This window comes from Mesorhizobium sp. Arg314 (genome assembly GCF_053714275.1).
Genome location: NZ_JBSKBP010000106.1, coordinates 1 through 5586 on the forward strand (window position 1 = coordinate 1; position 5586 = coordinate 5586).

Here is a 5586-nt window from a genome sequence, read left to right on the forward strand (position 1 = left end):
CTCGATATCGACGCCCAAGCGGCCATGAAGTATCTCAGGGAAGAGGATGCGGGCTTCTTCGACTGAACCTTTCCTCCGGCCTGCAGACGCGAACCATTTACGCTGACTATCGCCCGGTCGATGGCCTCTTCCCTCGCACCGCCTGCGGCCACGCCGATCGCGGACGGCTGGGGTTCGTGTTGGAAGCGCTCTAAATTGCTTGATGTGACCGCGCCGGAGCGTCTAACTACCTTAGACTTGCGGTCGCGGAACATAGTAGCCGCCGCCGTTCTTTGCTGCCGCCGGCGGCTGCTGCAACACCCGCAACGGCAATGCCAGTCGCGACGGCGTTGTCTGCCTGTATCAGCCTGGTGCATTTGTCGGCCGTTGCGCCGCGTCGAACTAAAAGCGCCGCAACTCGATTTCGATATTGCTCGTCGGAGCCGCTGGCGAGCGCATGACAAAGCGCGTTGGTGTCCAATGTTGCCAATTGGGCGTCTGAGATATTCGTGCTTGTTGAACAGCCAGCCAGGAACAGAGCCGCGCCTGAAATAACTCCCATCGCCTCCATTGATGGATCCCCCCGGAAAATACTGAGAGTATGCCCCGGACGCATTCCTCGGCCTCCTGCAAGGACGCAATTTCGGCAAGCAGATCGTGCGGGTCTCATCATGACCGTGACAGCCATCTTTCAAGGCTGGCGGCGGCGAAGCCATGTCGTTGTGGCCCGAACGCGATCGTCTTCGCCGGGAACCGAAAATTTTCCATAGGCTGACAGCGCCGGTTCCGAGGGGGTGCGTTCTGACCAAAGGAGCGACACCGCGCGACAACAAGGGTAATTCGACCCTGCCTGGCGAAAAACGAATCCGTATTTTCAGGCGAACTCGCAACTTCTTTCCTCTACTAGTTTTATAGATTTACCTAGCCTCAACCCATTCAACCTGCGTAAGCGCCGTTTCCGGCAACAATCGAATGGGAGCGACCATGTTCAGCCTGACAAGACGTGTCTTTGGCATCGGCCTTTTTGCGCTTGCCGCAACCGCATCCCTCGGCGCTCAGGCGCAAGAGCTGAAGCAATTCAACATCGGCTACCAGAAAACCGGGCTGCCGGTTATCGCCAGGCAGCAGCAGATCATCGAGAAGGCGCTGGCCGATAAGGGTGTCACAGTCAAATGGGTGGAGTTCACCGCCGGCCCGCCGTTGGTCGAAGCCCTGAACGCCGGCGCCATCGATGTCGGCTGGACGGGCGACGCGCCGCCGATCTTCGGCCAGTCCGCCGGCGCCAATATCGTCTATGCCGCGGCGCTGCCGTCCAATGGCGACGGCGAGGCGATCTTCGTCAAGCCGGCTTCGCCGATCCAGTCGCTTGCCGACCTCAAGGGCAAACGCATCGGCGTCGGCAAGGGCACCAGCGCCCACAATCTGCTGGTCGCCGCCCTCGAAAAGGCAGGCATTCCGTTCGACCAGATCACGCCGGTCTATCTCGGCCCGCCCGACGCGGCGGCCGCCTTCGCCAGCGACCAGATCGATGCCTGGGCGGTGTGGGATCCGTTCTTCGCCATCGCCGAGACGCGTTACCAGCCGCGCGTGCTTGCCCGCTCCAGCGACGTGCTCAAGGTCAACACCTATTTCCTCGCCAACAAGGACTTCGCCAAGGCACATCCCGATTTCGTCTCGACGACGATCGCATCGCTCGGCGACGCCGCGAAATGGGCGGACCAGAACCGCGACAAGGTGGCCGAGGCGCTGCATGAAGTGACCGGCGTGCCGCTCGACGCGCAGACGATCGCCGCCAACCGATCCAAGTTCGGCATCTACCCGATCACCGACGAGATCGTCGCCGGCCAGCAGGCGACGGCCGACCGCTTCTTCAAGCTTGGGCTGATCCCGAAAGCGGTGCGCATATCCGACGCCGTCTGGACCGCGCCGGGCAACTGATTTCCTTCCACGGCGCCGGGCGGCGAACGCCCGGCGCCGCCCTCGACCGTCTTTGCCCGGGTGTCAGCCATGACCGCATCACCAAGCCCGCTCGATTTCTTCTGGTTCATCCCGACGCATGGCGACGGTTCCTACCTCGGTACCGAGAAGCAGCAGCGTCCGCCCGAATTCGGCTACTTCAAGGAGATCGCGCAGGCGGTCGACCGGCTGGGTTTCCCCGGCGTGCTTTTGCCCACCGGGCAGAACTGCGAGGATTCCTGGATCACCGCCACGGGCCTCGCAACGCTGACCGAAAGGCTGAAATTCCTTGTCGCGCTGAGACCCGGCGTGACGCTGCCGACCTTCGCGGCGCGCCAGACCGCGGCACTCGACCGGCTGAGCAACGGCCGCCTGCTGCTCAATGTCGTGGTCGGCGGCAATCCGACCGAGCTTGCCGGCGACGGTGTGTTTCTGCCGCATGACGAGCGCTATGCCCAGGCACATGAATTCCTCACCATCTGGCGGGGACTGGTGTCCGGCGAGCGGGTGAATTTCGAAGGCAAATATTACCGTATCGAGGACGGCCGCCTCGATCTGTTGCCGCTGCAGGAGAGGCCGCCGCTCTATTTCGGCGGCTCCTCCGACGCCGGACAGGAGCTCGCGGCCGACCTCGTCGACATGTATCTCACCTGGGGCGAGCCGCCGGCGCAGGTTGCGGGCAAGATCACCTCGGCGCGCGAGAAGGCGGCGCGGCGCGGCCGCAGACTGCGCTTCGGCATCAGGCTGCATTTCATCGTGCGCGAGACCGAGGACGAGGCCTGGCGCGCCGCCGAGCGGCTGATCAGCCATGTCACCGACGCGCAGATCGAGAACGCCCAGGCGCGTTTCCTCAAGGAGATGGACTCGGTCGGGCAGCGGCGCATGGCCGAACTGCATGGCGGCCGGCGCGACCGGCTCGTCGTCTCGCCAAACCTCTGGGCCGGCGTCGGCCTGGTGCGCGGCGGCGCCGGCACGGCGCTGGTCGGCACGCCCGAGCAGATCGTCGAGCGCATCGGCGAATACCAGGCGATCGGCATCGACACCATCATCGGCTCCGGCTACCCGCATCTCGAGGAGGCCTACCGCGTCGCCGAGCTCTTGTTCCCGCGGCTCGGCCTCGGCACGCAGCGGCAGCGGGCACACAAGGATATCGCTAACGAATTCTCGGTCGGCTTCCACGGCGCCGGCCGCCTGCAGGCGGCGTCATGAGCCTGGCCGCTCGCCTTGCCCGCAACGGCACCGCCGGCTGGCTGCTGCCCGCGGCAATCATCGCGGGTTGGGAGATCGCCAGCCGCGCGGGCTTGATCCCGGCCGATGTGCTGCCGGCGCCGAGCGCGGTGGCGGAAGCCTTCTGGCGGCTGACGCTGTCCGGTGAATTGATCCGCAACATCGGCGTTTCGACCCTGCGTGCGCTTTCGGGCTTCGCCATCGGCGGCGCGATCGGCTTCGCGCTCGGCCTCGCCAATGGGCTCTCGACGCTCAGCCGCGGCTTGACCGACACGACGCTGCAGATGATCCGCAATATACCGCATCTGGCGCTGATCCCGCTGGTCATCCTGTGGTTCGGCATCGACGAGGAGGCGAAGCTCTTCCTGGTGGCGCTCGGCGTCTTCTTCCCGATCTACGTCAACACGCTGCTCGGCATTCAGACCGTCGATCCGCAGCTCATTGAGATGGGCCGGGTCTACGGCATGGACAGCCGCGCGCTGTTCTTCCGGGTAATCCTGCCCGGCGCGCTGCCTTCAATCTTCGTCGGCCTGCGTTATGCGCTGGGCATTATGTGGCTGACGCTGATCGTCGCCGAGACGATCGCAGCCAGCTCGGGTCTCGGCTACATGGCCATGCAGGCGCGCGAATTCCTTTTGATCGACGTCGTCGTGCTGTCGATCCTGATCTACGCGCTGCTCGGCAAGCTCGCCGACAGCCTTGCCCGCCTGCTCGAGCGGCTGTCGCTCGGCTGGCATCCCGCTTTCCAGAGCCGATGAGGTCTTCGATGACGGCCGCAAGCCTCACCGCTGCCCGCTCCTTCGCCCCGGCGCCGTCCCGGCCGATCGGCACCGTCGAGGGCCGGCGGGCCTTCGCCTTCAAGGGGGCGGGGAAACGCTTCGGCGACAAGACCGTGCTCGACGGCATCGACCTTGACGTGCCAGCCGGACAGTTTCTGGCGGTCATCGGCAAGAGCGGTTGCGGCAAGAGCACGCTGCTTCGGCTGCTCGCCGGGCTCGATCGGCCAACCAGCGGTTCGCTGACGCTCGGCGCCGCGGAGGAAGGCCACAGCCGTACGCGCTTCATGTTCCAGGAGCCCAGGCTCTTGCCTTGGGCAAGCGTGGTGAGGAATATTGAGGTCGGGCTTACCGGCATCGCCGCCGGCGAGGAGGCGCGGCGGCGCGCGCTTGCCATGCTTGGCGCGGTCGGGCTCGCCGACCGGGCCGACGAATGGCCCTCGGTGCTTTCCGGCGGCCAGAAGCAGCGCGTGGCGCTAGCCCGTGCATTGGTCGGCCATCCGCAGATCCTCGCGCTGGACGAGCCGCTCGGCGCGCTCGACGCGCTCACCCGCATCGAGATGCAGCAACTGCTGGAGCGCATCTGGCTCGACCAGAAATTCACCGCGGTGCTAGTGACGCATGATGTGGCGGAGGCCGTCGCGCTTGCGGACCGGGTGGTGGTGATCAGCGACGGGCGGATTGCGCTGGACATAAATGTGCCCGTGGCCCGTCCACGCCGACGCGGCTCGGCCGAACTGGCCAGCCTGGAAGGCGAAATCCTGGACACGCTTCTCGGCTAGATGAGAGCGTCGTCCTGGGCCCGTACTTTCGAGATCCGACGATGCAGGGCGCAGCAAAGTGCCTCATGATAGACCTACAGGCCGGCGTTACGTCGCCCGGAAGCAGACCGTAATGCGATGACGCTCAACTCGGTGGGTTGGGAGCGCTGCCATTCCGCATGAAAACCAGGTGTGTTCGATAAAGAAATTCCAGGGTCCAGCCCCGAAATAGAAGATACAATCTCTACAGGATAACTAGACTTATGCTTGATGAAGTCGTGGGCTAGCGCCTCAGCGCCTGCTGTCACAAACTGGGTTTAGTCTCTTGAGAAGAACAGCCATGACTGCCGAAATTCCCGATCGCATCAAGGTGCTGTGGTTCCTGCCGACCCATGGCGACAGCCGCTATCTCGGCACATCGGAAGGGGGCAGGGCGGTCGATGTCGACTATCTGACCCAGGTGGCGCAGGCGGCGGATACGCTTGGCTATTATGGCGTGCTCTTGCCGACCGGAAGATCGTGCGAGGATTCCTGGGTCGTCGCCTCGGCGCTGGCGCCGCTTACGAAACGGCTCCGGTTCCTCGTCGCGGTGCGGCCCGGCCTACAGTCCCCCACATTAGCGGCGCGCATGACGGCGACGCTCGACCGCATTTCCAATGGGCGGCTGCTGATCAACGTCGTCACCGGCGGCGATCCGCTGGAGAACAAGGGCGACGGCATCTTCCTGTCGCATGCCGAGCGCTATGAGGTGACGCAGGAGTTCCTGCAGGTCTACAAGCGCCTGCTGGGCGGCGAGGCAGTCGAGCATTGGGGCAAGCATTTCCGCATCGAGGATGGCCGCCTCCTGTTCCCGCCGGTACAGACGCCCTATCCACCGCTCTATTTCG

General features: G+C 64.6%; 6 protein-coding genes. 5 read left to right on the top strand and 1 reads right to left on the bottom strand.

Going from position 1 to position 5586, the window contains the following annotated elements; genetic code table 11:
- Nucleotides 1–254: hypothetical protein (locus tag ACWGS9_RS33850; RefSeq protein WP_454509289.1), on the bottom strand; the 254-nt coding region annotated here is incomplete at its 3' end.
- 709 nt (nucleotides 255–963) lie between these two features.
- On the opposite strand from ACWGS9_RS33850, the gene ACWGS9_RS33855 reads away from it, so the two are divergent.
- The 5 genes from ACWGS9_RS33855 to ACWGS9_RS33875 form a co-directional block, all read left to right on the top strand.
- Nucleotides 964–1917, top strand: a complete 954-nt coding sequence (locus ACWGS9_RS33855) for a sulfonate ABC transporter substrate-binding protein (protein WP_454509290.1) — start codon at nucleotides 964–966, stop codon at nucleotides 1915–1917.
- A gap of 69 nt (nucleotides 1918–1986) precedes the next feature.
- On the top strand, nucleotides 1987–3144 hold the full coding sequence (gene ssuD / locus ACWGS9_RS33860) for an FMNH2-dependent alkanesulfonate monooxygenase (protein ID WP_454509291.1): 1158 nt from the start codon (nucleotides 1987–1989) through the stop codon (nucleotides 3142–3144).
- Entirely contained in the window at nucleotides 3141–3920 is a 780-nt protein-coding gene (locus tag ACWGS9_RS33865; protein ID WP_454509292.1) for an ABC transporter permease subunit, read from the top strand. Before ssuD ends, ACWGS9_RS33865 begins: the two co-directional genes overlap by 4 nt.
- 8 nt (nucleotides 3921–3928) lie before the next feature.
- A complete protein-coding gene (locus tag ACWGS9_RS33870; RefSeq protein ID WP_454509293.1) occupies nucleotides 3929–4720 on the top strand; it encodes an ATP-binding cassette domain-containing protein in 792 nt (263 codons plus the stop codon).
- A 319-nt stretch (nucleotides 4721–5039) separates the two neighbouring features.
- A partial coding sequence (locus tag ACWGS9_RS33875) for an LLM class flavin-dependent oxidoreductase (RefSeq protein ID WP_454509294.1) occupies nucleotides 5040–5586 on the top strand: 547 nt, incomplete at its 3' end.

Excerpts from the sequence above, each read along its gene's own strand:
- ACWGS9_RS33855 (WP_454509290.1), top strand. The coding sequence starts at position 964 with ATGTTCAGCCTGACAAGACGTGTCTTTGGCATCGGCCTTTTTGCGCTT.
- ssuD (WP_454509291.1), top strand. The coding sequence starts at position 1,987 with ATGACCGCATCACCAAGCCCGCTCGATTTCTTCTGGTTCATCCCGACG.
- ACWGS9_RS33865 (WP_454509292.1), top strand. The coding sequence starts at position 3,141 with ATGAGCCTGGCCGCTCGCCTTGCCCGCAACGGCACCGCCGGCTGGCTG.
- ACWGS9_RS33870 (WP_454509293.1), top strand. The coding sequence starts at position 3,929 with ATGACGGCCGCAAGCCTCACCGCTGCCCGCTCCTTCGCCCCGGCGCCG.